Origin of the sequence: Henriciella sp. AS95, assembly GCF_038900055.1 — a bacterium.
GTDB lineage: Bacteria > Pseudomonadota > Alphaproteobacteria > Caulobacterales > Hyphomonadaceae > Henriciella.
Window position 1 is genome coordinate 3467818 of the sequence record NZ_JBBMQM010000001.1, and the last position, 21417, is coordinate 3489234.

Annotated in this window: 23 protein-coding genes and 1 tRNA gene; 16 read left to right on the forward strand and 8 right to left on the reverse strand. The window is 60.6% G+C overall.

The features are described 5' to 3' along the window. Window positions 1–36 precede the first annotated feature (36 nt). Window positions 37–1029 (forward strand): P1 family peptidase, encoded by a 993-nt coding sequence (locus WNY37_RS16670; protein ID WP_342974528.1) that lies wholly within the window; start codon window positions 37–39, stop codon window positions 1027–1029. Window positions 1030–1081: 52 nt separating this feature from the next. Beyond that, window positions 1082–1158 (forward strand) — tRNA-Arg (locus tag WNY37_RS16675). A gap of 20 nt (window positions 1159–1178) precedes the next feature. On the opposite strand, the gene WNY37_RS16680 is transcribed toward WNY37_RS16675, so the two are convergent. From WNY37_RS16680 to WNY37_RS16690, 3 genes are all read right to left on the reverse strand, one after another. Beyond that, entirely contained in the window at window positions 1179–1427 is a 249-nt protein-coding gene (locus WNY37_RS16680; RefSeq protein WP_342974529.1) for a hypothetical protein, read from the reverse strand. Window positions 1428–1574: 147 nt separating this feature from the next. Continuing rightward, window positions 1575–2063 (reverse strand): hypothetical protein, encoded by a 489-nt coding sequence (locus tag WNY37_RS16685; RefSeq protein WP_342974530.1) that lies wholly within the window; start codon window positions 2061–2063, stop codon window positions 1575–1577. 121 nt (window positions 2064–2184) lie between these two features. Then, window positions 2185–2475 carry a hypothetical protein gene (locus WNY37_RS16690; protein WP_342974531.1) on the reverse strand — a complete coding sequence of 97 codons (291 nt, stop codon included), beginning with the start codon at window positions 2473–2475 and terminating at the stop codon, window positions 2185–2187. Between the two features lie 12 nt (window positions 2476–2487). On the opposite strand from WNY37_RS16690, the gene WNY37_RS16695 reads away from it, so the two are divergent. Further along, complete coding sequence (locus WNY37_RS16695) at window positions 2488–2886, forward strand: hypothetical protein (RefSeq protein WP_342974532.1); 399 nt, start codon at window positions 2488–2490, stop codon at window positions 2884–2886. Between the two features lie 78 nt (window positions 2887–2964). Next, on the forward strand, window positions 2965–4050 hold the full coding sequence (locus tag WNY37_RS16700) for a hypothetical protein (protein ID WP_342974533.1): 1086 nt from the start codon (window positions 2965–2967) through the stop codon (window positions 4048–4050). A gap of 5 nt (window positions 4051–4055) precedes the next feature. On the opposite strand, the gene WNY37_RS16705 is transcribed toward WNY37_RS16700, so the two are convergent. Next, window positions 4056–5234 (reverse strand): CoA transferase, encoded by a 1179-nt coding sequence (locus tag WNY37_RS16705; RefSeq protein ID WP_342974534.1) that lies wholly within the window; start codon window positions 5232–5234, stop codon window positions 4056–4058. 332 nt (window positions 5235–5566) lie between these two features. On the opposite strand from WNY37_RS16705, the gene WNY37_RS16710 reads away from it, so the two are divergent. The 7 genes from WNY37_RS16710 to WNY37_RS16740 all read left to right on the forward strand — a co-directional run bounded on the left by WNY37_RS16710 (window position 5567) and on the right by WNY37_RS16740 (window position 12698). Continuing rightward, complete coding sequence (locus WNY37_RS16710) at window positions 5567–7558, forward strand: hypothetical protein (RefSeq protein ID WP_342974535.1); 1992 nt, start codon at window positions 5567–5569, stop codon at window positions 7556–7558. Window positions 7559–7623: 65 nt separating this feature from the next. Further along, entirely contained in the window at window positions 7624–8259 is a 636-nt protein-coding gene (locus WNY37_RS16715; RefSeq protein ID WP_342974536.1) for a hypothetical protein, read from the forward strand. 131 nt (window positions 8260–8390) lie between these two features. Then, window positions 8391–8894 (forward strand): tellurite resistance TerB family protein, encoded by a 504-nt coding sequence (locus WNY37_RS16720; protein ID WP_342974537.1) that lies wholly within the window; start codon window positions 8391–8393, stop codon window positions 8892–8894. Between the two features lie 104 nt (window positions 8895–8998). Next, the gene (locus WNY37_RS16725) at window positions 8999–10180 is read left to right on the forward strand and encodes a VWA domain-containing protein (RefSeq protein WP_342974538.1); all 1182 of its coding nucleotides are present in this window, start codon (window positions 8999–9001) and stop codon (window positions 10178–10180) included. An 89-nt stretch (window positions 10181–10269) separates the two neighbouring features. Further along, the gene (locus tag WNY37_RS16730) at window positions 10270–11190 is read left to right on the forward strand and encodes an alpha/beta hydrolase (RefSeq protein WP_342974539.1); all 921 of its coding nucleotides are present in this window, start codon (window positions 10270–10272) and stop codon (window positions 11188–11190) included. Beyond that, on the forward strand, window positions 11190–11906 hold the full coding sequence (locus tag WNY37_RS16735; protein WP_342974540.1) for a DUF4336 domain-containing protein: 717 nt from the start codon (window positions 11190–11192) through the stop codon (window positions 11904–11906). The genes WNY37_RS16730 and WNY37_RS16735 overlap by 1 nt, the downstream gene beginning before the upstream one ends. Before the next feature lie 12 nt (window positions 11907–11918). Beyond that, a complete protein-coding gene (locus WNY37_RS16740; protein WP_342974541.1) occupies window positions 11919–12698 on the forward strand; it encodes a crotonase/enoyl-CoA hydratase family protein in 780 nt (259 codons plus the stop codon). Window positions 12699–12723: 25 nt separating this feature from the next. On the opposite strand, the gene WNY37_RS16745 is transcribed toward WNY37_RS16740, so the two are convergent. Both WNY37_RS16745 and WNY37_RS16750 read right to left on the reverse strand, forming a co-directional pair. Further along, the gene (locus WNY37_RS16745) at window positions 12724–14424 is read right to left on the reverse strand and encodes a DUF2207 domain-containing protein (protein ID WP_342974542.1); all 1701 of its coding nucleotides are present in this window, start codon (window positions 14422–14424) and stop codon (window positions 12724–12726) included. Beyond that, window positions 14424–14990: a LemA family protein gene (locus WNY37_RS16750; protein ID WP_342974543.1), complete on the reverse strand. Its 567-nt coding sequence runs from the start codon at window positions 14988–14990 to the stop codon at window positions 14424–14426. The genes WNY37_RS16745 and WNY37_RS16750 overlap by 1 nt, the downstream gene beginning before the upstream one ends. Window positions 14991–15156: 166 nt before the next feature. On the opposite strand from WNY37_RS16750, the gene WNY37_RS16755 reads away from it, so the two are divergent. Both WNY37_RS16755 and WNY37_RS16760 read left to right on the forward strand, forming a co-directional pair. Continuing rightward, entirely contained in the window at window positions 15157–17121 is a 1965-nt protein-coding gene (locus WNY37_RS16755; protein WP_342974544.1) for a S9 family peptidase, read from the forward strand. A 54-nt stretch (window positions 17122–17175) separates the two neighbouring features. After that, the gene (locus tag WNY37_RS16760; protein ID WP_342974545.1) at window positions 17176–18435 is read left to right on the forward strand and encodes a TCR/Tet family MFS transporter; all 1260 of its coding nucleotides are present in this window, start codon (window positions 17176–17178) and stop codon (window positions 18433–18435) included. A gap of 67 nt (window positions 18436–18502) precedes the next feature. On the opposite strand, the gene WNY37_RS16765 is transcribed toward WNY37_RS16760, so the two are convergent. Next, window positions 18503–18772, reverse strand: coding sequence for a hypothetical protein (locus WNY37_RS16765; protein WP_342974546.1), 270 nt, complete (start codon window positions 18770–18772; stop codon window positions 18503–18505). Between the two features lie 133 nt (window positions 18773–18905). On the opposite strand from WNY37_RS16765, the gene WNY37_RS16770 reads away from it, so the two are divergent. The 3 genes from WNY37_RS16770 to WNY37_RS16780 all read left to right on the forward strand — a co-directional run bounded on the left by WNY37_RS16770 (window position 18906) and on the right by WNY37_RS16780 (window position 20928). Continuing rightward, the gene (locus WNY37_RS16770; RefSeq protein WP_342974547.1) at window positions 18906–19433 is read left to right on the forward strand and encodes an HAD family hydrolase; all 528 of its coding nucleotides are present in this window, start codon (window positions 18906–18908) and stop codon (window positions 19431–19433) included. Then, window positions 19430–19870: a GNAT family N-acetyltransferase gene (locus WNY37_RS16775; RefSeq protein WP_342974548.1), complete on the forward strand. Its 441-nt coding sequence runs from the start codon at window positions 19430–19432 to the stop codon at window positions 19868–19870. The genes WNY37_RS16770 and WNY37_RS16775 overlap by 4 nt, the downstream gene beginning before the upstream one ends. 83 nt (window positions 19871–19953) lie before the next feature. Continuing rightward, a complete protein-coding gene (locus WNY37_RS16780) occupies window positions 19954–20928 on the forward strand; it encodes a GNAT family N-acetyltransferase (RefSeq protein WP_342974549.1) in 975 nt (324 codons plus the stop codon). Here WNY37_RS16780 and WNY37_RS16785 read toward each other — a convergent pair. Continuing rightward, a complete protein-coding gene (locus WNY37_RS16785; RefSeq protein ID WP_342974550.1) occupies window positions 20925–21362 on the reverse strand; it encodes an EVE domain-containing protein in 438 nt (145 codons plus the stop codon). The two genes, WNY37_RS16780 and WNY37_RS16785, sit on opposite strands and share 4 nt — an antisense overlap. Window positions 21363–21417: the final 55 nt, after the last annotated feature.

The window sequence follows — 21417 nt, forward strand, 5'->3', positions numbered from 1 at the left end:
CCTACAAGCGGCTGCAACAAATAAAAGGATGGATGTATGTCACGACCGGGACCCCGAAACCTGATCACCGATGTGGATGGTATTCAGGTTGGAAATGCCGAAGACTTTGAGGCGCTGACCGGCACGACCGTCATTCTGGCTGACAAACCTGTGACCGCAGCCTGCGCTGTCGCTGGCGGTGGTCCCGGTACGCGTGAGACGGACCTGCTTCGCGCCGACACCATGGTTGAGCAGGTTGACGCGGTCGTCCTGTCCGGTGGCAGCGCCTATGGCCTCGCTGCAGCGGATGGCGTAACAGCGCGCCTCGGTGCCATGGGCCGCGGCTATGGACTGAAAGACCTGCCGGGCGTGCCGAAGACTCCCATCGTCCCGTCCGCAATCCTTTATGACCTCGCCAATGGCGGCAAGAAGGACTGGGGCCAGACCCCGCCCTATCGCCAGCTCGGCGAAGAAGCGTTCGAGAATCACAACAAGCATTTCGGGCTCGGCAATGTCGGCTGCGGCATCGGCGCCAATGCGGGCGCGCATGCGGGCGGGCTCGGCTCGGCCTCGCTGATCACCAATGACGGGATCACCATGGGCGCCGTCGCTGGCGTCAACTGTTTCGGCTCGGTCTTCATGCCAGAGACGACCTGCTTCTGGGCCTGGCCCTTCGAGATCGGCAACGAGTTTGGCGGTCACCGCCCCCCTGCGGACTATCAGTGCGACCCCGAAGAATGGGGCGACGCGAAAATGAACCCGCAGATCGGCCAGAACACCACGATTGCCTGCATCGCGACCGATGTCGCCTTGACCCCGGCGCAGGCCCACCGCGTCGCGCAGATGGCCCTGTCAGGGTTTTCCCGCGCCATCCGGCCCGTGTTCGCCCCATTCGACGGGGATGCGCTCTTCGTGATCTCAACTGGCAAGATTCCACTCGAAGATCCGACACCCATCGCGCTGACGCGGGTCGGGGAACTGGCAGCGTCCACCCTTGCCCGCGCCATCGCACGCGGGGTATATGAAGCTGATCAGAAGGTTACAGCATAAGCGCTTGCATCCTCATGCGCGCGCCGCTATGTGTCCGCCCTCGCAACGGTTTGCACCCGTAGCTCAGCTGGATAGAGCACCAGACTACGAATCTGGGGGTCAGAGGTTCGAATCCTCTCGGGTGTGCCATTTTTCTTGAAAAGTGTAGGTCAGGCGTCGGTGCACAGCCGGTTTTTCGCTGTGCTTTTAAGTGATTTCAAACGGTCGATTGTGTCCTGGTACAGTGCATCGTCAGAATCAGACACGTCGTGTTCTTGCTGATACTTCGTCCAGCTTGCTTCGACTGCGGTAATTTCCTGTTCGACATCCTCAATATAGGCTTCGAGATCGGCGTTGGTATCAAGACCTGATGGCAGCCCGAAATGGCTGACATAGGCGCTACGTATAGTGAATTTCATTCGGTGTTGTATTTCGCTTTTTTTCTTACCCGTGCAGTAAAAATATGCGTAACGACATCAACTGTTCCGAATTATTTCACAGGGACATGCTTTATATCGGTAGACGCAAGATTTAGATGAAATCTCTACCTGAAAGCGCAGTATTGCCTACACATCTTCACCCGGCGTAATGCGTGAAATGACATGCCGGATCGCCAGGAACAGGCGAACCACCGTGGCAACGAGCAGGGCGCAAACGACAACGGTCTGCGCAAAGATCACCTCATACATGATGCGGTACCAGCCATCTGGCATCTTATCGAACTCACCGACCGGCAAGACCAGCATGAGCAGCAGGATCACCGCGCCGACAAGGCTGATCGTTGACAGCCACGCGACCTGCGAAATGCTCTTGTACACATCATAGTCGAAATCCGCTTCGGCCTGCCGCGTGAGCCCGAGAAGCGTCAGCATCAGGGCCAGCGTTGTCGCAGATGCGCCCGCAATGGCGGACCCGAGATACAGCCCCGTACCGGTAAGCGCCTGAATCAGATTCGTCGCTTCGGCTTCACTGTAAATATTACCAATGGCGAACCGTGCGCCGATCCCGATCAGGATGATCAGGCCCGACATCAAGTATACAGAAATATTCTTCAATTCTTCCTCCCAGCATTCATCCTCCTTCTTGAATGCCGGAACAGCAGGCGAAGTTCCTCCCTTCCTCCCTCCCTTTCTCCCAGGCCCCGAGCGGGCAACCCGCCTCTCGCTGACGCGTTCGTCATGTGTGGATGATAACGAGCTCGATAATCTTTCGCTGAGCAGCGAGACGACACGCATCGGAGACGCTGAAATCAGTGCGCTTCGCGAGCGCATCCTGGACAACGGCCTTTGCGCGCAGGACTTCCGCACCCTGCTCGACGGCAATCCAGGCGCCTTTCAGCGGATCTTCGGCGAGTGCGTGCTTTTGAAAATAGAGTTCGACGTCGCGCTCTTCGGCGAACACTCTCATCTGGTATTTGTGCCGCATCATGGCGAGCAGCCGGAAATTATCACGGGGTTTCCAAAACATGGAAAGCTCCGCGTGAACGGGCCAATCGAGTGGCATGGCAGCGTCCATTCCCCGCTCCGCAGGAAGGGTTCCCGCCAACGCGTTGGTGTGATCGCGGACCCGTTCTCCCATCAGGACTGGCTGCGGGTCAGCATACTGGCCCGAGCCATCGACGAGGCGCGCCTGAACTATAACTTCGTCACACAGAACTCGAACTCGGTCGTCGCGACACTGGCCGACGCCGCCAATACAGGCTTTGTCGACCTGCCCGGAGGCGGCCTGAATCTTGGCTCAAGCAATCTGCTCTACGATGAATTGATGGGCGGATGGCAGTGGCCGCGCTTCCTCATTCGGGGCGGCACCTCTCATTCCGGCGCCGTCGCAAGCCCTGCGCCTCGAAGCCTGCCTGATGAAGCCCGCTCCAATGGCTGACATGCTGCGGGAAAAAGCGGAACGTCAACGCGAACTGGCCGTTCTTTCTACAGACCTAGAAACCTGAAGGAGACGACCATGACGACCCCGCTATCCCTTGAAACGTTCCGCCAGGCCTTCGCTGACTTCTCCGACAAGACGACGAGCGTCTATATCCCCCGCCCAGCCGTACAGACCGGTGGTGAGAAGTGGCGGATCCTGCGCAAGAACGTCGTCGACGCTGTGACGGACCACAGCCCGAATGCGAAATTTATCTGCGATCGCATCGCATCATTCGAACTGGCGGACTTCCGCGGCAACGGCATCGCAATCTTTGATGATGGCGAAAACCAGCGGATGGCGCATCTCAATGCTCGCCCCGTGGCCTCCATCACGACAGGCGAACCGCCCTTCATTCTGCCCCTGCTCGCTGACTATCAGAGCCGTGAGACCCATTGGGTCCTGTTTGTCACCAAGGACGAGCCAAAGCTCTACCTGTATTCAGGCGGCAGTGTCGCCGATATGAGCGACAGGCTGGACGCCCCGAAATACCGCTCCGTTGAAGCGCGCCGCTACGTTCAGGATGACGTTTTCTTCCATTCGGGCTCACGCGGCTCAGCGCGCGATAGCGACAGCCAGTCAGTCTATCACGCCCTCGGGTCTGACCAGAGCCAGGAGCGCGAGAAGACCGACGAAGCGTTTTATCACGACACGTTCGACGCCGTCACAGAGGCACTGCCCCCGCAGACGAAATCACTCCACCTCATCGGCGATGAAGGAACGGTCGGGCGCTTTGCCGAGATCGCTTCGCATGGTCAGTTTGAGCTGACACAGCACCATCATGGCGGCAGCGAGAACATTGAACAGAAGATCGTGGAAATCTTCGCAGATGAGACGGCCGCAGATGACCAACTGCCAGAAAGCCAGAACCTGCCAGACCTGCAATCAGCGGCGGCAGCCGGCCAGCTCGGAACGCTCTACGTGCCGATCGAACATTCGCAACTGGAAGAAATGCATGACCAGGCCGATGAACATGTCCGCCTGCGCAGCTATGAAACCGACGATGCTGAAGCCGTCGAAAACCGCACGGCGATGCTCGCCCTCGCAAATGGCGCCGATATTCACTGGTACGCCGCGTCTGACCACGACGCCGTCGCCGAGCTTCGCGCAGACATGCGCTGGTAGGACGCTCAGGTCTCGCTAGCCTTTGCCGACAGGCCGAGGCTGGCGAGAACCTCTTCAGTCTGCTCTCCGAGAAGCGCTGCAGGCTGGATATTCCGCGTGGCATGTCCCACAAAGCGGACCGGGGGCTGGACTTCCCAGTACCCGCCTTCGCTGGGGTGTTCGCGCCGCTGGAAGAAATTCACGGCCTGCATGTGCGGGTCGTTTTTCACGTCTGAGATATCATTTGCCCTGGCGGCGGGAATATCAGCCTCGCCCAGCATCTCCAAAAGCTGCTCGGTTGTGTAGTTCACAAAGTGCGCCTGCACCCGCGACATCATATAGTCCTGATTGAAGTATCGGCCGCGATAGTCATTGATCCGCTCGTCTTCCAGCTCCTGCGCCTGACCAATCACATCAAACAATCTCACCCAGCGCGCATCGACATAAGGCGCGATGGTGATCCAGCCATTCTGCGTGCGAACGGGCTGACGCGAGGGATCCACCTGGCGCTGATAGCAATACGGCCCGACCGGAGGGTCGAACACCGCTTCGTAGAAATGCTCTTCGAAAAGAAAGCTCGTCACGCACTCGAACATCGGCACCTCAACGTGCACTGCTTCACCCGTTCGATCACGATGATGAAGCGCGGCGAGCGTCGCATACATGGCGTGCAGGCCCGACACCTTGTCGGCAAATGCTGTCGGAATGAAGCGCGGGCGCTCATTGCCGTCGACACGCGGCAGAAGGCTGGTGGCGCCCGATAGTGACTGGATCAGGTCATCATAGGCCGGCTTGCCAGCATAGGGCCCTTCCGAGCCAAAGCCGAGGCAGTGCACATAGACCACATCGGGCTTGATCGCCTTCACCTCCTCAAAGGTAAGGCCGAGGCGGGCCACAGCATCCGGGCGAATATTATGGATGAAAACGTCGCTCGTCTCGATCAGCTTGCGGATGGCGGCCTGCCCTTCATCGGACTTCATGTCCCAGACAACCGATTTCTTTCCGCGATTGATCGTGAGGTGACACGGCCCCATGCCCCGCGTCTTCGCGTATTTGCCGACATTGCGGAAATCATCGCCCTTGGGCGGCTCCAGCTTGATCACTTCGGCGCCCATATCGGCCAGAGTCTGCGTGCAGTAAGGCCCGAAAATGACCGTGGTCATGTCCGCGATACGGATATCGTTCAGAAGCGAGGTTCCAGGCATAGATATTGAACTCCGATTGGCGCTGCGGCTCAGCCATTTTCCGGCAATTGTCTACGCTCGACCCCGCCTCTGGCAAGGCTGACGGCACGTCAGATGCCACAAGGGACGAAGTCCGGGCTTCGCGCGGATTCCAATATTTCTCGACAGCGGGTCCGCCGAGCAAAGTGCTGACGCGTTCTGCAACAAATATTACAGAAGACAGGCCAAGTCTTAAATACCGAATATTTAAAACTACTCACGCCTCGAACGAATTCATCGAGTGGATATCTTTACCCACGCGAAAAAATCCCGTTTAACCAAGATATGGTTAATTGCCATGTGGTGGGGATATTATGGTTTTGCGTAAGCGCAGTGAATTTCGTTTTTCAATTCTGACAGTTGGCCTGGCGTCGGCTGGCATGGTCGCCGCGTGTGGCGGTGGCGCCGCCGCCCCCGGACCTGTCACAACAGCCGGCACTGGAACATGCACCAGTTTCGCCTCACCCGGCTCAAGCGCCGCCATCGCCGTAGAGTGCATGGACCGCGCCGACGATTCTGACCTTTCAGGCCGCGAGTCTGCCCTCGCCTATTATCATGCCGCAGCCGCCTACAATGACGTTTCGAACTTTGCCGAAGCCGCGCGCGCCCTCGACGCCTCATTCGAAGAAGTGGCTGCGAACGACTCCTGGCTGACGACACCCCCTGCCGGGCAGAGCGAAGCGGAGCTCGACGCCTGGGTGAAGAGCCGGGCTGGCTTCAGGCTCGGCCGCGCGACCGAGTCGGCCATCGCCTATCAGGGGCTGGCCAGCCGGTATGATGCAGGGGCGAACCTGCCGCCCGCGACGATCTGCGCCAACCGTACCGAATGCCTGTCCAAGGCCGTCACGCGCATGTCAGCCGCCCAAAGCGCCCTCAGCGCGTTCGCCGCGACAGCGACGACACCACCAACCGCTGAGTACGACAATTACTATCTCCAACTCGCGCGCCTGCACGCAGCCCGCGGCACGCCCGCCGACTATGAGCCTGCGATTTCGGCGTATCAGGAAGTCATGGCTCGCCAGCCGGCCGCCCGGGCTGAACTTGCGGCGATGACAAGCGCGCTCGGTTCCGAAGCCGCAGAACGCACTGATGCCGGCAGCGCGACGCTCGCCATCCGCTATTTCGACATCGCCCGCCAGGCCGATACAACCGCCTTCGAGCCTGAAGTGGGGCTCGGCAATGTCTACCTCCGTCTCGGACAGGCCGCGGGCGATATCGCCCAGTACCAGGCCGCAGAAGCAGCGTTCACGCGCGCGCTCAACAAGGCTGCCACCCCATCGCAGGAGGCCTCTGCCTATGTCGGACGCGGTAGTGCGCGCGATGCGATTGCCAGCATTCAGGGCACCTCGCGCGATGCCGCCCTGGCCGACTTCCAGGAAGCCTCCAGCCGGGCCTCCTCCGGCGATGTCTATCTGGTCCTCGCCGACGCCTATAAGGATCAGGGCAACTGGGCCAAGGCCGATGCCGACTATACACGCGCTATCACGGCCCTTCAGGCTGAAGGCGCAAGCGGCGAAGTCCTGTCAGAAGCCTATATGAACCAGGCTCATGTCCGCACGAAGCTGGGCACCTCCGGCGCGCCAGCGATCCGCGCGCTCTACACAAACGCCATCGCCGCGAACAGCGCGTCAGCGGTTCCCCTCATGGCCCGCGCGCAGCACGATATTTCGACCGGCAATTGGAGCATGGCCGAAGCCGACCTTCTGAAAATCGCAAGTGCCAATACGCGCAGCGGCATGACGGACGCGGCCGCCTACAAGCCTGAAGCCAATGCGCTGCTCGCAGACCTTTACGCGTCCATGGCGACGCCGAACTACACCAAGGCCGTTCAATACGCTGACGAGGCTGTGCGCCTTGATGGCACCAATGCAGAATACCGCACAGAGGCGTGTCTTGCCCGCATCCTGCTCGGCCGTAACGGCGTCTGGGGCGATGGGGCAGAAGCGGCCTGCAATCTCGGCGTGTCACCCGAAGGCCTGCTGGTGCAGTCCATGTTCGCGATGCGCCGGGCCCAATATGCCAGCGTCGCCAACGCGAACACGATCCGCCGGGATGCCCGCGACAATGCCGACGATGCGCTGGACGAAATTGATGACGGTGTCACCGATCTCGGCTTCCCGACTGTTGGCGGCCCGGCCCCGGCCCGGACCAAGGCCATCCTGCTCTACCTGCAGGAAGCGTCATTGGCGTGCGGCGGCAATTACAGCTTCAACCTGCCCACTGACGAGGGCGTATCGCAAGCCGAATACTCGCAGGCCAGCGCGTTCCTGAACGCCTACAAGTCACGCACCTGCACACCGTCTTAGGGGACACATCTTTGCCAGCCGGGCTCGCCCGGTCAGTCAACACGACGTCATGAGGAGAATGTCGAATGTCGAGTCAACCACCCGGAGGGACGCCGGTTCTGTACGAAGACCGCACACTCTTTCCAACCCCCATTCAGGAGCCGCCCCAGCAGCAACGCCGCGACGACGATGTGAAGACCGGCCTGTCGGCTGGCGGGGTCCTGATGGTCGCATTCCTCGCAGCCGCCGTGGCCGGCGCACTGGTCTGGGCCGCGCTGACCTTCGCTGGCCCGAGCGATGGTACGCCAGCAAGCAACCCTGAGCTGGAGCAGCTGCGCGCCGACAATGAAGCGCTGCGCCAGACACTCGCCGATATCGAAGAGAAGGATCTCGACAATGAGATCACCGGCTACCAGACGAAGATTGCAGAACTGGAAGCCCAGATCGACAATTATGGGGAATATGGCGAACTGGCTGGGCTCGAACAGCAGATCGCGGCCCGCAAGGCTGAAATCGAACGCCTGATCGCCCAACCGGAGCGCCAGCGCATGCCGGCCAGCGCCAAGGCGATACCGGAACCGGAAAATGACACAGCCTGGGTGGCGCGCGTCGAGTCCGAGCTCGAGGACTATCTCGAAGTGCTGGAAGACCGCGTCGAGTGGGTCGCCGCCTGGCCCGCCCGCAACCCGCTGCCGCCATGCTCTGACCCGGAGAATTGCTAACGGCTTTCGGCCCGAGCGGCCGGACCATGAATTTCAACTGAGCGAGAAAGGGCGCAAACCGGAGACCGACAGCACACTGTTATGCCTCCGCGCCCAACTGGCCCGCCAACCAAGTGACAGGGACCGAACACATGAGCGACGTCAAAATCCTTTTTGGAAACGAACCAGAGCCCGAAAAGAAGGAAGGCTCCTTTCCAGACATCACCAAGCTGGAGCAGGAGTTCAACGAGAACAGCGAATCCGACTGGACCATTCCTGAGGCCTTCCTCTGCCTCCTGCTGGAAGCGGCGTTTGCCGACGGGACGCTGGCCCCGGAAGAACGTGATGAAATCGCAGCGCTCGTGCGCCGCTCGCGCACCATGAAACGCCTCAGCCCGCAGCAGATGGCAGCCGTGAACCAGACCGTGAATGAGCGGATGCGCGAGCGTAAGGAAGGCTTGCGCGAAGCCTGTCTCGCCTTGCCCCATGACATGCGCCTGTCCGTCTTTGCGCACTGCGTGGACATCGTTCTGGCCGACCGCCAGCTGCGTGAGACCGAGGAAGACTTCCTCAATCGCATCACCGACATCATGCAGCTCGACCCGAACATGACGCAGGCGATCAAGCGCGTCATGCTGATCAAGAACCGTTATTAGCCGCAGCAATCTGCCGGAAATCGACGCTTGCGCCGCGTCAGCCCTTGGAGATGGCTGGCGCGCACGCTAGGTTTGAGGGGTAGAGCCAGCGGAGACTGCCCCTCATGTTCCTGAACTTCTTCCATGAATTGCGCGACGCCAAGGTCCCGGTGACGCTGAAGGAATATTTGTCGCTGCTCGAAGCGATGGATAAGGGCGTCATCGATATGGACGTCGAGGACTTCTATTACCTCTCGCGCACAGCGCTGGTGAAGGATGAGCGCAATCTCGACAAGTTCGACCAGGTCTTCAGCCATGTCTTCAAGGGCCTCGATACGATGCAGGACGCCGTCAACGTCCAGGACCTGCCGGACGAATGGCTGCGCAAGATGACCGAGAAATTCCTGACCAAGGAAGAGATGGACCAAATCGAGGCGCTTGGCGGTTTCGAAAAGCTGATGGAGACGCTGAAAGAGCGCCTCGAAGAGCAGAAGAAGCGCCATGAAGGCGGCAATAAATGGATCGGTACCGGCGGCACCTCGCCTTTTGGCGCGAATGGCTACAACCCGGAAGGCGTGCGGATTGGGCAGGAAAAGTCCCGCCATCGCCGCGCCGTGAAAGTCTGGGACAAGCGCGAGTTCAAGAACCTCGATGACAGCGTCGAGCTTGGTACCCGTAACATCAAGGTCGCGCTCAAACGCCTGCGCAAATGGGCCCGCGAAGGGGCACAGGACGAGCTAGACCTCGACCAGACCATCAAGAACACCGCGCGCCAGGGCTATCTCGACCTCGAAATGCGCGCCGAAAAGCGCAATACGGTTTCGGTGCTCCTGCTGCTTGATGTCGGCGGCTCGATGGACCCGTACATCAAGGTTTGCGAGGAGCTGTTCTCGGCGGCCCGCTCAGAGATCAAGAATCTGGAATATTTCTACTTCCACAACTGCCCCTATGAGGGCCTCTGGAAGGACAATCGCCGCCGCCACAATGAGCGCATTCCGACCTGGGACGTGCTCCACAAATACCCGTCCGACTACAAGGTGATTATTGTCGGCGATGCCACGATGAGCCCGTATGAGATCACCTATGCCGGTGGCTCGGTCGAGCACTGGAACGAGGAAGCCGGCGGCGTCTGGCTAAAGCGCTTCGTGGAGCAATTCCCGAACCTGGTCTGGCTGAACCCGGTCAAGTCTGGCGCCTGGGAATACACTGGCTCGATCAAGCTCATCAACGAACTCATCGGCCCCGGCCGCATGTTCGAGATGACGCTGCAGGGCCTCGAAGATGCGATGAAGGAACTGGGCCGTTAGCCTGTAACTGCAATTTCACGCGCCATCGCTTGAGCTTTGGCGGCAAGGTCATAGTGTCCCTTTCAAAGAACGTTTGAAGGGAGCCAGCCATGCCGCGCATTGCCGCCAACGGGATCGAGATCGAATACGAAGAATACGGCAATCCATCCGATCCGATGCTGCTGGTCGTCTCCGGCTTTTCGGGGCAGATGATCACTTGGCCGGAGAGCTTCAAACAGGGTCTCGCCGAGGCTGGCCGCCGGGTCGTCATTTTCGACAATCGCGACATTGGCCTGACCACGGAGTTTGCCGACAAGATCCCGCCCTCCCCGCGCGACATCATGAAGGGTATCGCCGCCGGGGAGCCCATGCATGAACAAGTGCCCTACACACTCGATGACATGGCTGCCGATGCTGCTGCGCTGATCCAGGCGCTCGGCGCTGAGAAGGCCGACGTCATGGGCTTCTCAATGGGCGGCATGATCGTCCAGCTGCTTGCCCTGAACCACCCTGACCGCGTGCGCACGCTGATCCCGGTCATGACAACATCCGGTGACCCGACCCTGCCGTCATCCACCGAAGAAGCCCAGAAAGCGCTGACGGCGGTTCCTGAAACGCGGGACGCCGAAACGATCGGCACACTCGCCGCGCAGTCCCGCCGCGTCATCGGCTCGCACGAAACCGTTCGAAATTCCGATGAGCAGACCAAGGCCATGGCGATGCGGGCCTTTGAACGCTCAGACCGCCCCATGGGCGTCGCGAGACAGTATGCGGCAATCCTGGCGCAGCCGCGCTGGCATCACCGTCTGCCCGGCCTCGACGTGCCAACCCTGGTGCTGCACGGCGCTCAGGACCCGCTGATCCGCCCCGCTGCCGGCCAGGATATCGCCGATCGCATACCGGGCGCCGAAATCGAGATCATAGACAAATGGGGCCACGATCTTCCGGACAAGATGGTGCCGGTGCTGCTGAACCGCATCGTGCCTTTCCTCGGCAGACATGTACCAGAAGAGGCGCGGGCGGACGCGTGATGAGCGAACAGATCCTGCAACAGATCGATACCGGCCTCTGGCTGGGGGAAGGCCCAGTGGTCGATTTCCACGGCATGCCCTACCCCACACGCATGGTCATCGCCCGTTTGCCGGACGGGGATCTGTGGGTCTGGTCGCCCGTCGAGCTGACCGCCGCGCTGAAAGGCGAGGTCGAGGCGCTTGGCCCGGTGGCGCACCTCGTCAGCCCGAACCCGATCCACTACCTCTTCCTCGCCCAGTGGCACGAGGCCTGGCCGGACGCAAAACTCTGGGGCCCGGCCGCCACCATAAAGAAATGCGACTCGCTGCCCTTCGAACCGGCGCTGGAGGACACCGCGCCCGACGCCTGGCAGGGCGTGATCACGCAGGCCTGGTTCCGCGGCTCCTTCTTCATGGACGAGATCGCCTTCGTGCATGAGCCAACGCACACCGCCATCTTTGCCGACCTGTCGGAGAATTTCAGCGACGACTTCCTGAAGAACAACTGGAAAGGCTGGCAGCGCGCCATCGCGAAAGTCTGGGGCATTACGGTCGGCAAGGGCCATGCGCCCCTGGAATGGCGGCTGAGCTGGCTGAACCGGGCGCCCGCCCGCAAGGCGCTCGCGAAGATCATGGCCAGCCAGCCGGACCGGGTCATCATGGCCCATGGCGAATGGGTCGACACCGGCGGAGACGCTTTCCTGCGTCAGGCCTTCGCCTGGCTGATCCGCGACTAGGGAGGACGCCATATGAGCGATGAGACCAATCCGGTCCTGACAGAGACGGACGGCCATATCCTCACCGTCACCATCAACCGCCCGCAGGCGCGCAATGCCGTCGACCGTGACACCGCACAGGCGCTTTACGACACCTTCAAGGCATTTGATGCCGATGACGGCCTGTCAGTCGCCATCCTGACCGGCGCGGGCGGCAATTTCTGTGCAGGGGCAGACCTGAAAGCGGTGTCCGAAGGGCGCGGCAATGTCACCAGGCCGGATGGCGATCTCGGGCCGATGGGACCCTCGCGGTTAAGACTGTCCAAGCCCGTCATCGCGGCGGTGGAAGGCTATGCCGTGGCCGGCGGGCTGGAGCTGGCCGTCTGGTGTGACCTGCGCGTGATCTCCGAAACGGCCCGCTTCGGCGTTTTCTGCCGGCGCTTCGGCGTGCCGCTGATCGATGGCGGGACGATCCGCCTGCCCCGTCTGATCGGCCAGTCGCGGGCGATGGACCTGATCCTGACCGGACGCGAAATTGCCCCCGACGAAGCGATGAGCATCGGCCTGGCCAATCGCCGCGCCCCGGCTGGCGAAGCGCTTGCCGCCACCCACGCGCTCGCAAGCCAGATCGCCGCCTTCCCTCAGCGCTGCCTGCGCGCCGACCGGCTGTCGGCGCTGACGCAGTGGAGCCTCGATGAAGACACGGCCCTGAAAGCGGAAATCGCGGGCGGGCTGGACGTCATCCAGTCAGGCGAAACGGTCTCGGGCGCCACAGCCTTCAAATCCGGCAAGGGCCGTCACGGAGCTTTCTGAAGGCGGCCCGCAGGTGTCGGAGGGCCTACCAGCCCCCGCCGCCGCCGCCACCGCCGCCGCCGCCGGAAAATCCGCCACCGCCAGATCCAGAAGAGCCTGAGCTTTTCGGCATGGAGCTGGTCACGGCAGAGCTGATATTGCTGGTGATCGCACGGTTCACATTGCCCCAGCCGCCGGACCGGTGAGCCATATGGGCCCAGGCGGGATTATAGGCCTCGGCCTCTTTTGGCAGCATCTTCTCGAAATGCTTGGTCCACGGCTCTTCCACGCCAAGCGCAATCGCATAAGGCAGGAACGTCTCATACCGCTCCTTGGTCATCGGCGGCGGCCGGTCAGTCCCAACTTCAGCGGCGTTGAGCTGAAGCTTCTCGGCCTTCTCCAGGTAGAGCTTGAAGCCTTCAATCTCAGACCGCACTTTCTGGCCTTTCGGCGTTGCCGCCGGCATCAGATACATGAACAGCCCATTGAGCAGCGCCAGGGCGATTACAGCGCCGGTCAACAGGATCGACCAGTTCGCCGAATGCCGGATCGCGAACACAATTGCGATGGCCGACAGGATGATGGCCACCATCGTGTAGCCGAGATTCCATTTGAAATATGCGCTTCCAAACTTGTTGGAGAGCTTCTTCCGGAACGCGGTATAGGCGCTTGTAAAACTGGCATTGTATTTGTCGCCAAGCGTCAGCGTACCGCTCGAAAACAGCTTGCGGTCCAGCAGCGCCTCTTCTTCCGGCAGCTTGCCCTGACTGCCCGATTTAGGCGTCAGGACCGTGTTTGTCTTTCTCTGCGCATCGATATCGACAAAGCCCTTCACACCAAGATTGACGAGGGTCGCAATCAGCGCGTCATGACCGCTGAACCCGCGATGATAGATATGGTGGACGGCTGCGGGCGAATACCCTTTCGGCGCCTCATACCGCGCAAATACAGGGCCCTTCGGCGGGTCACGCCCAACCTTGTCCCAGGAGCGGTAGAGAAAGATGAACACGCCAACCAGCGACGCCATAAGGACGGCCAGAGACCCGTAGAGCTGCCACCAGATGCTGGTCTTGTCTGAGGTGGATGGCGGATCGATCATCCCCTTCTCGATCCCGACCGCAATGGTCAGGCCTTGATTGCGGGCGAGAGGCTCGGTCGTCTCGAACACGAAGGCATCGCCATCGCGGCGAAAGCGATAGGCGCTGGCCTTTTCTCCGAGGCCGCCCGTATACCCCGCCTGCTGCACCATCTGGACGCCGTCAGGAAAGCGCACCTCGGCCGTCGCTGTCAGAATGGGAAACGCCCAGTAGCTGCCTGTGACGTTCCAGTACAGCTCGTCATAGGTCTCATGATAGCGAATCTGGTTCTTCACCCGGTAGCGGACAACGTAGACATGCTCGCCGCGCGGAAGGATGACATCGGGATTGCCGATGCGGATGCGCCAGGCATTGTCTTCGGTACTCGTCTCATAGGGTTCGTCGCGGCCGTCACGGCGCACTGACATCACGCGATAATCATAGCGCAGCCGATCGCCCCCTTCGGTCTGGGTGTAGTAGCGCGGCAGATCCCGGAAGATACCGCGACTGATCTGATAGTTTTCAGCCGTCAGATTGATCGTCTCGGTGACGATAATATCACCGTCCCGCTCAACCTCGATGCCGACGTCAAACCGGTTGATGACTTCCTCGCCCATGGCCGTCAGCCCGACCCACAGCGCGATGAAGAGAACAGTACAGAATCTCAGCATTAGCGACCGGCTCCGAAATCGACCTCTGGGACCGCGCGGTCTGCGGTCACAATCTCGAAATACTGCGCCTGGCTGAACCCGAACGGACCAGCAATCAGACCGGCCGGAAAACTCTCGACCAGCGTGTTCAGTTCGCGGACCGCGCCATTGTAGAACCGACGCGCCATTTCGATCTTGTTTTCGGTGTCGGACAGCTCGTCCTGGAGGTCCTTGTAATTGGCGCTCGCTTTCAGGTCCGGATAGTCTTCCGCAACCGCCATGAGCTTGCCAATCGGGCGGGAGAGCTCGGACTCTGCAGCGCCCCTTGCGGCTGCATCATCGCCGGCACTGGCTGCCAGGTTGCGCTTCTCGACGACCTCTTCGAACAGCTGGCGCTCATGGGCAGCATAGCCTTTCACCGTCGCGACGAGCTGCGGAATGAGGTTCGCCCGGCGCTTCAGCTGGACGTCGATATCCGCCCAGCCATTTCGAACCATCTGCCGCTTCCCAACGAGTTGGTTATAGATCACCACGACAACAACCAGCAGCAGGACTACGACCGCGCCTACGATCACCAAACCTGTCATCGAAATCTCTCCTCGCTGGATACCACTTGGCGGAAACTATCACCCAGGTCGCCGTATCTGTTAAGGGCCTAATCGGCATTCGCGCAGCGCAAGTCCAGTCTGGCGTTTGACAGGTCTTCGCGATCGGCTCACCAAGAAGCCTCTCAGGCTTCAGGAGACCCCAGACATGCTCAGACCGATGCTCGCAACCTCAGTGATCCTCCTCGCCGCGTCGCTGCCGGTGACCGCGCAGGAGGCCGAGACCGGGCCGGACATGTCGCTTGAGGCCATCTCGCCGGAAAGTGAGGCGGTGAATGTCGGCCTTGCCGGACAGGATCCGTCCAACATCGCGCGATACCTGCTGGCCAGCGGCGCGGGCACCACCGCCATCTCCCCTGACGGCGAAACGCTGGCCTTTTCATGGGACATCACCGGCAAGCCACAGCTCTGGACCGTGCCCAGCACGGGGGGCCAGCCCGAGCAGCTGACATTCGGCAACGGCATCACTTTCTTCCGCTGGGCTCCCGATAGCGAGACGCTGGTCTATGGCGCCGACAATGATGGCAATGAGCAGGAAAGCTATTTCCGCATCGCCGCCGATGGCTCATCGGAGACGCTGGTCCTGCCCGCCGTGGAGGACGGCTTCCGCCAGTTCGGAGACTTCGGCGCGGACGGCAAGACGATCGCCTTCGCCTCAACTGAACGCAATGGCCTCGATTACGACATCTACACCGCCGACCTGACCACCGGCGAAACCACGCGCCTCTATGAAGGCGTCTTCGGCTTCTTCGCCCATGACATCTCGCCAGACGGGAAGAAGCTGATCGCCACTGAAACCGTGGGCGAGGATTCCGACAATCTCTATCTCCTTGATATCGCATCGGGCGACCTGAAAGAGATCGCCAAGCCAGAGCCGCGCGCCAATCATGGCGATGGCGGCTTTGCGTGGCTGCCCGATAGTTCAGGCTTCTACTTTGCCTCAAATGAGCGCGGCGAATGGAAAGCGCTGACGGGTTACAGTGTCGAGAGCGGCAGGACTGACGTGCTCGAACACACCGCCCATGACGTCGAGAGCGTCAATCTGTGCGGCACCAGGGGCCAGTACCTCGTCTGGACCGAAAATGAGGACGGCTTCTACTCGCTGCACATGGATGAGAACGGCGTTCCGCTCGATATCGACACATCGATGCTGCCCGAAGGCGTTTACCAGGTGTCGTGTTCGACCGCCTCAGACAAGGTCGCCGTGCGCGTCGATGGCTGGCGCACGCCGGGGGATGTCTTCATCATCGACCTCGGCACGGCCGAAATCGATCAGGTCTTCGCGTCCAATTATGCCGGGCTTGACCGCTCCCGCCTCATCCGGCCGGAAAGTGTTCGCATGACAGCGCGTGACGGTGTCGAACTGCAGGGCCTTCTCTACCTGCCGGATGACAGCTCGCAGAGCCAGGACGGACCACCGCCTGTGATCTTCTTCGTGCATGGCGGCCCGACCGGCCAGTCCGTCGCGAATTTCAACCCGGTCGTCCAGTATCACCTGGATCGTGGCCTCGCCGTCTTCCAGCCAAATGTCCGCGGCTCAACCGGCTTCGGGCGGACTTATGTCACCCTCGACGACCAGATGAAACGGCGCGACAGCGTGCGTGATCTCATCGATATGCTGGCCGCGCTGGAAGATGATGGCCGCGTCGACACCAGCCGCTCGGCGGTCGTTGGTGGCTCCTATGGCGGCTATATGGTCAACGCCGTCCTCGCCCTGTATCCGGACGCCTTCGATGCGGGCGCAGCCCTTTATGGCGTCGGCAACTGGGTCACCGCCCTGCAGATCGCCTCGCCCGCGCTCAAAGCGTCGGACCGGATCGAGTATGGCGATATCCGCGAGCAGGAATGGGTGGATTATTACACCGAGAACTCTCCGGTGGCGCTGGCCGACAATATCAAGGTGCCGGTACTCTATTCGCACGGCGTGATGGACCCCCGCATCGACATCACCGAGACAGAGATCATGGTGAAGACGTTGCGTGAAAACGGTATCGAAGCGCCCTATGTCCGCATCCCGGACGAAGGCCATGGCTGGCGCAAACTCGCCAACCAGCTCTTCTACTATCGCCGTCAGGCTGAGTTCCTGGAGGAACAGCTGAACGCGGCTGATTGAATTGCAGACCAAGCTGATTGACGCGCCACCCAATCAAGGCCATTGCCTTCCCGCATGACTGAGGCCCCAGCCACAAAGAAGCACGGAAAGAATGCCTTCCTGTTTGTCATCGTCTGCGTGGCGATCGACATGCTGGGCTTTGGCATCATCATCCCGGTCCTTCCATCCCTGCTGATGGAGCTCTCAGGGCGGGGGGCCTCCGAAGCGGTTGAAATCGGCGGACTGATCGGGGCCGTGTTTGGCCTGATGAACTTCATCGCCATGCCGTTTCTTGGCAATCTGTCCGACAGGTATGGACGCCGTCCGGTGCTGCTGGCTTCAATCGCGACCCTCGGCATCGATTTCATGATCATGGGCTTTGCCCATTCGCTCATCCTTCTCTTCATCGGCCGGGCACTTTCAGGCATTTCATCAGCCACCTATTCGACCGCCAACGCCTATATCGCCGACACGACAGAGCCAGAGGAACGCGGCAAGGCGTTTGGCATGATCGGCGCCGCCTTCGGCTTTGGCTTCGTTGTCGGACCGGTGATTGGCGGATTTCTTGGCGATATGCATACCCGCCTGCCCTTCTTCGCCGCCGGCGGCCTTGCCTTCCTGAACTTTCTCTACGGATACTTCGTCCTGCCGGAATCCCTTGCGAAGGAAGACCGGCGCCCGTTCGACATCCGCCGCGCCAATCCCTTCGGCGCGTTCAAACACTTCTCGAAGCTGCCCAAAGTGGCCTGGTTCATCGCGACAATCGGCCTGTTCAGCCTCGCGCATTCGGTTTTCCCATCGACATGGAGCTTCCATGGCGTCATTCGCTATGACTGGAGCGACCGCGAGATTGGCATATCCCTCGCCTGCGTCGGGGCGGGCTCCGCCGTGGTTCAGGCCGGGCTGATCGGCCCGATCATCAAGCGCTTTGGCCCGGTGCGCACGGCCGCTGGGGGCCTCTTCATCAATGTCGTGGCGCTCTTGCTTTACGCCTTCGCTGACCTGCCCTGGATGGTCTATGCGATCATCCCGGTTGGCTCTCTGGGAGGCGTCATGATGCCTGCGATCAACCAGATCACTTCCGGCATTACCTCACGGCGCGAACAGGGCGAGCTTCAGGGCGCGACGGCCAGCCTGCAATCACTGATGTTGATTTTCAGCCCGATCATCATGACGCAAACCCTGCATGCCTTTTCGGCCGATGACGCACCGATCCATTTTCCGGGCGCCGCCTTCATGCTGGCGGCAATCATCACGGCGCTGGCGGCGATCCCCTTCATCCTTGGCGTGCGCGCAAATCGTGAAAAAGTCTCCGAACTTGCGGCCGCCGAATAGGGCCCAGGAAAAAGGCGGCCCCGACCATTATGGGACCGCCTCTTTCATTTGAGATGTCGAGCGCCGATCAGGCCTTCGGCTTCATCACCATGCCGGCAATGACGCCCAGAATGCCGCCACCAACGCCACCTTCCAGAAGGCTCTGGATGTGCACCATGATGCCGTCGCCGAGCAGATTGCCAATGCCGGCTGCGTCTGCACCAAAGTGGCCGCCGACACCGCCGATGATGCCGCCAAGCAGTCCGCCGGTCCCGCTTCCGCCAAGAATTTTCGAAATGATGGGACCAAGCACACCGCCGCCGACGGCGCTCAGAATGATGGGTAGATACTGTTCCATTTATTTCCTCCCTCGAGGGAGACATTTGTTTTTCGTTGCGTCTCCCTGTTGAAAGAAAAGGCCAAATTTCCAGAAATGGCCAGAAAAACTTCGTGGCTGGCCCCGCGCACAAGCCTCGTTTATGAGGGCTTTGATGATTCAGAAACGCCCTGCCCTCTTCCTTGACCGCGATGGCGTCCTCAACGTCGACCGTGGCTATGTCAGCAGGATCGAGGACTTCGAGTGGGTCGACGGCGCCATTGAGTGCGTCATCAATTTCAAGAAGCGCGGCTGGTACGTTTTTGTCGTCACCAACCAGTCAGGAATCGCGCGCGGCCTCTATACCGAAGCGGACATGCAGGCCCTTCACGCGCATATGATAGAAGATCTCGCCAAAGCCGGTACAGCCATCGACCAGTTCTACTTCGCCCCCTGGCATGAAGAGGGTGAGGTCGTGCGCTATCGAAGAAAGAGCATTGATCGCAAGCCCGGCCCCGGCATGCTGCTTCAGGCGATGGCCGACCACCCGGTGAACCGCGAACAGAGCTTCCTGATTGGCGACAAGGAGACAGACATCGCAGCCGGGCATGCCGCTGGCGTCGGCGCGTTCCTGTTCAGGGGCGGCAACCTCGCCAACTTCGCCGAGTGGGCGCTCGCCAGTTTTGAGGATGGAATGAGATGAGCGCCACGATTCGGCCGCTACGGCGGGCAGACCGCGACGCGTGGGCAAGGCTCTGGACCGGCTATCTGGACTTCTACGAAACTTCCTTGCCCCAAGACGTGTATGAGGCGACATTCTCGCGCCTCATCGATCCGGACATGGCCGACATGCACGGGCTGATCGCGGAGCAGGCCGGGCGGCCGACCGGGCTCGTTCATTATCTCTATCATCGTCATTGCTGGCGGGTGGAGGATGTTTGCTACCTGCAGGATCTGTTCGTTGACCCGGAGGTGCGCGGCAGCGGCCTCGGACGCGCGCTGATCGAGGCTGTCTACAAGGCCGCCGACGATCACGGCACACCGTCGGTCTACTGGATGACGCAGGAATTCAATTATCGCGGCCGCATCCTCTATGATCAGGTCGCCACACGCACGCCCTTCATCAAATACCAGCGCTGAGCATCGCTTCGCTCACCCAAAATTCCGCTTGACTTCAGCCATCCCATTACATGTTATATAACATGTTCTTTGTGGAGGCAGGCATGGGCCAGGACATTCTCGTCACATCTGGATATCTCGCGCTGGGCAGCCGGCTCAAACGCCTCGCCGAACGTATGCAGGCCGATGCCGCCAAGGCCCATGCCGAGATGGGCTATCCGATCCAGTGCAGCCAGTTTCCCCTGCTCGCCGCGCTGGACCAGTTCGGCCCCATGAGTGTGGGCGACGCCGTCGATTGCCTCGGCGCGAGCCAGCCTGGCGTCACGCGTATTCACAACTCGCTGAAAGATCTGGGCCTCACCGAACTGAAAGTCGCGGCAGACGACAAGCGCAGCAAGGTGATCAGCCTGACCGAAGCTGGCCAGCGCCTTGTCGACCGCATGAGACGCGATCTCTGGCCGCATATCGACCGGGCCGCCGCCGATGTGTGCGCCGGAACCACCGCTGACACACTAGAGGCCCTCGACAAGATCGAAGCCGCGCTAGACGAGCGCTCCCTGATTGACCGGATCAACGCCTCAAGAGCCGAACAGAGTTTCAACCAGCTCGAAATCGTCGAGTACGACCCGTCTCTCGACCGCGACTTCTACGACATCACCCATGAATGGGTGGACAGCATGTTCGCGCTCGAAGAAAACGACTTCAAGCTCATGGAAAATCCGAAGGGTGAGATCATCGATCGCGGCGGCGTGATCCTCTTCGTGAAGGCAGCCGATCTCGGCATCATCGGCACATGCGCCCTGATGCCCGTCGACGGCGGGGCGTTCGAACTGACAAAGATGGGGGTTCGCGCGTCAGCACGCGGACGCAAGGCGGGCGAGTTCCTGCTGGCCAAGGCCCTCGAGCGTGCGAAATCAATGGGGATGGAGGATCTGTTCCTGCTCACCAACAGGAGATGCGAAGCCGCCATCCACCTCTATGAAAAGGCCGGCTTCCAGCACGACAAGGCCAGGCTCGACCAGTTCGGGGCGCGCTATTGCCGCTGCGATGTCGCCATGAGTTACGACCTGGCAGCCTAGAGCGGTTTCAACGTCTTCCCGTTGAGGCCGCCCATCCGGCAGACTTCCATCCACTCGTCTTCCTTCACGGGCTGTACAGACAGGCGGAAGCTGGTCACCAGCGCCATGTCCTCCAGCTTTTCATTCGCCTTGACCGCCTTGAGGGTCACCGGCTTTGGCATGTCGCACACTGCGCGAATGTCGACGCAGTCCCAGCGCTCATCATCGGTTGTCGAATCCTGGCTGCTTTCGGCACAAATCTCAGCGATCCCAACGACTTCGAGGCCTTTATTGGAGTGATAGAAAAACGCCTTGTCGCCGACTTTCATGTCCCGCATGAAATTGCGCGCCTGATAGTTGCGCACACCGTCCCATTCGGTGCCTTTCTTGCCGGCCTTCTTCTGCTGGTCCCAGCCCCATTTGAAAGGTTCGGATTTGAAGAGCCAATAGGCCATGCACGTCTCCCGGAAAATCGTCAGTGAATCAGCGTCGCCCAAACACATAAAGCAG

What these genes read in the sequence shown, in the direction of transcription:
- WNY37_RS16680 (WP_342974529.1), bottom strand. Translation starts at nt 1,427, where the DNA reads ATGAAATTCACTATACGTAGCGCCTATGTCAGCCATTTCGGGCTGCCA.
- WNY37_RS16705 (WP_342974534.1), bottom strand. Translation starts at nt 5,234, where the DNA reads ATGCCTGGAACCTCGCTTCTGAACGATATCCGTATCGCGGACATGACC.
- WNY37_RS16710 (WP_342974535.1), top strand. Translation starts at nt 5,567, where the DNA reads ATGGTTTTGCGTAAGCGCAGTGAATTTCGTTTTTCAATTCTGACAGTT.
- WNY37_RS16720 (WP_342974537.1), top strand. Translation starts at nt 8,391, where the DNA reads ATGAGCGACGTCAAAATCCTTTTTGGAAACGAACCAGAGCCCGAAAAG.
- WNY37_RS16770 (WP_342974547.1), top strand. Translation starts at nt 18,906, where the DNA reads ATGATTCAGAAACGCCCTGCCCTCTTCCTTGACCGCGATGGCGTCCTC.
- WNY37_RS16765 (WP_342974546.1), bottom strand. Translation starts at nt 18,772, where the DNA reads ATGGAACAGTATCTACCCATCATTCTGAGCGCCGTCGGCGGCGGTGTG.
- WNY37_RS16670 (WP_342974528.1), top strand. Translation starts at nt 37, where the DNA reads ATGTCACGACCGGGACCCCGAAACCTGATCACCGATGTGGATGGTATT.
- WNY37_RS16785 (WP_342974550.1), bottom strand. Translation starts at nt 21,362, where the DNA reads ATGGCCTATTGGCTCTTCAAATCCGAACCTTTCAAATGGGGCTGGGAC.
- WNY37_RS16760 (WP_342974545.1), top strand. Translation starts at nt 17,176, where the DNA reads ATGACTGAGGCCCCAGCCACAAAGAAGCACGGAAAGAATGCCTTCCTG.
- WNY37_RS16745 (WP_342974542.1), bottom strand. Translation starts at nt 14,424, where the DNA reads ATGCTGAGATTCTGTACTGTTCTCTTCATCGCGCTGTGGGTCGGGCTG.
- WNY37_RS16775 (WP_342974548.1), top strand. Translation starts at nt 19,430, where the DNA reads ATGAGCGCCACGATTCGGCCGCTACGGCGGGCAGACCGCGACGCGTGG.
- WNY37_RS16750 (WP_342974543.1), bottom strand. Translation starts at nt 14,990, where the DNA reads ATGACAGGTTTGGTGATCGTAGGCGCGGTCGTAGTCCTGCTGCTGGTT.
- WNY37_RS16735 (WP_342974540.1), top strand. Translation starts at nt 11,190, where the DNA reads ATGAGCGAACAGATCCTGCAACAGATCGATACCGGCCTCTGGCTGGGG.
- WNY37_RS16755 (WP_342974544.1), top strand. Translation starts at nt 15,157, where the DNA reads ATGCTCAGACCGATGCTCGCAACCTCAGTGATCCTCCTCGCCGCGTCG.
- WNY37_RS16690 (WP_342974531.1), bottom strand. Translation starts at nt 2,475, where the DNA reads ATGTTTTGGAAACCCCGTGATAATTTCCGGCTGCTCGCCATGATGCGG.
- WNY37_RS16780 (WP_342974549.1), top strand. Translation starts at nt 19,954, where the DNA reads ATGGGCCAGGACATTCTCGTCACATCTGGATATCTCGCGCTGGGCAGC.
- WNY37_RS16715 (WP_342974536.1), top strand. Translation starts at nt 7,624, where the DNA reads ATGTCGAGTCAACCACCCGGAGGGACGCCGGTTCTGTACGAAGACCGC.
- WNY37_RS16730 (WP_342974539.1), top strand. Translation starts at nt 10,270, where the DNA reads ATGCCGCGCATTGCCGCCAACGGGATCGAGATCGAATACGAAGAATAC.
- WNY37_RS16700 (WP_342974533.1), top strand. Translation starts at nt 2,965, where the DNA reads ATGACGACCCCGCTATCCCTTGAAACGTTCCGCCAGGCCTTCGCTGAC.
- WNY37_RS16740 (WP_342974541.1), top strand. Translation starts at nt 11,919, where the DNA reads ATGAGCGATGAGACCAATCCGGTCCTGACAGAGACGGACGGCCATATC.
- WNY37_RS16725 (WP_342974538.1), top strand. Translation starts at nt 8,999, where the DNA reads ATGTTCCTGAACTTCTTCCATGAATTGCGCGACGCCAAGGTCCCGGTG.